General features: G+C 73.6%; 2 protein-coding genes. One reads left to right on the top strand and one right to left on the bottom strand.

Annotated elements, in window-relative coordinates; all coding sequences use genetic code 11:
- Window positions 1-20 precede the first annotated feature (20 nt).
- Complete coding sequence (locus AB0N07_RS51965; protein WP_115261076.1) at window positions 21-266, top strand: superinfection immunity protein; 246 nt, start codon at window positions 21-23, stop codon at window positions 264-266.
- 16 nt (window positions 267-282) lie between these two features.
- Here AB0N07_RS51965 and AB0N07_RS51960 read toward each other — a convergent pair whose 3' ends face one another.
- Window positions 283-831, bottom strand: a complete 549-nt coding sequence (locus AB0N07_RS51960; RefSeq protein WP_365848104.1) for a hypothetical protein — start codon at window positions 829-831, stop codon at window positions 283-285.
- Between the last annotated feature and the right edge of the window lie 238 nt (window positions 832-1,069).

Genomic DNA, 1,069 nt, shown 5'->3' with positions numbered 1-1,069 from the left:
CTCGCGCGTAGCCTGGACCCATGACGATCATGACCGACCAGCGCGACCGCCCCCTGCACGCGACGATCGCCGTCGTCCTGGCCATCGCGACGGCGGGCTACCTGGCTCCGTGGGCCATCGCCGCCGTCCGTGGCCGTTCCAACGTGTGGGCGGTGTTCTGGGTGAACCTGCTCACCGGGTGGACCGTCCTCGGCTGGTGCATCGCGCTGTACATGTCACTCACCAGCCATCGCCGGCTGCGGTTCTGGGGCCCGCGCGGCCTCTGACCGCGCGGACCCCCCCTCAGGTAAGGCGCGCGACGACGGCCCCCACACCGTCTCCCGCAGCGAACAGGCGGCGCGGGCCGTCGACGTCCGCCTCGCCCGTCTCCGACAGCTCGACCGGCACCTCGAGCTCCCCCGTCGCATCGGCGCCGATCACGCGGAGGGTGAGATCCGGGGCGCGCGTCTCGAGGTAGGTCCCGGACTCGTCGTGCATCTCGAGTCGGGCCTGCGGGATCTCGCCGCGCACGGCGGCCGCGAGGATGCGGCGCGCGTCCGGGTCGGTGGCGGCGTCCACGACCCAGCGGTGTCCCAGGACGGAGTGCTCCGCCTCGGCCACGACGTCCCCCTCGGCGGGTGCCTCGCCCCGGTAGGCGAACGCGGTCTGATACAGCTGGTCCCCCACGCGCACGACCATCGACTCGACGCCGATCTCACCGGCGGGATCGTCGAACCGGTACGAGCCGACCTTCTCGGCGGCCACGTCCGCGGGCAGTCCGTGCGCCACAAGGCGGCGGTGGATCCATTCGGGCTTGTCCGGGTCCAGGCGTGCGGTGTAGATGAGAGCCATGCCCCGACCGTAGCCCCGACGTCGCTCTCCCGCGAGGGCCCGCCGGCCGGCGGCGCGGCTCAGCCCTGCACGGCCCGCACGGCGTGGTCCATGGCCCGGTAGGCGTCGAGCTCGCGGGCTTCGGCCGCGCCGCCGATCAGGCGCACCGCCTCCGGCGCGTAGCCCGCGGCCACGAGGTCCTCGACGAGATCCGTCTCGGACACCTGCCCGGCGCACACGACGACGTCCGTCACGTCCA

This window comes from Streptomyces sp. NPDC051172, assembly GCF_040682555.1.
Classification (GTDB): Bacteria; Actinomycetota; Actinomycetes; order Streptomycetales; family Streptomycetaceae; genus Streptomyces.
The sequence above is the reverse complement of the archived record's forward strand: the minus strand, read 5'-3'. Positions and strand labels throughout refer to the sequence as shown.

Excerpts from the sequence above, each read along its gene's own strand:
- AB0N07_RS51965 (WP_115261076.1), top strand. The coding sequence starts at position 21 with ATGACGATCATGACCGACCAGCGCGACCGCCCCCTGCACGCGACGATC.
- AB0N07_RS51960 (WP_365848104.1), bottom strand. The coding sequence starts at position 831 with ATGGCTCTCATCTACACCGCACGCCTGGACCCGGACAAGCCCGAATGG.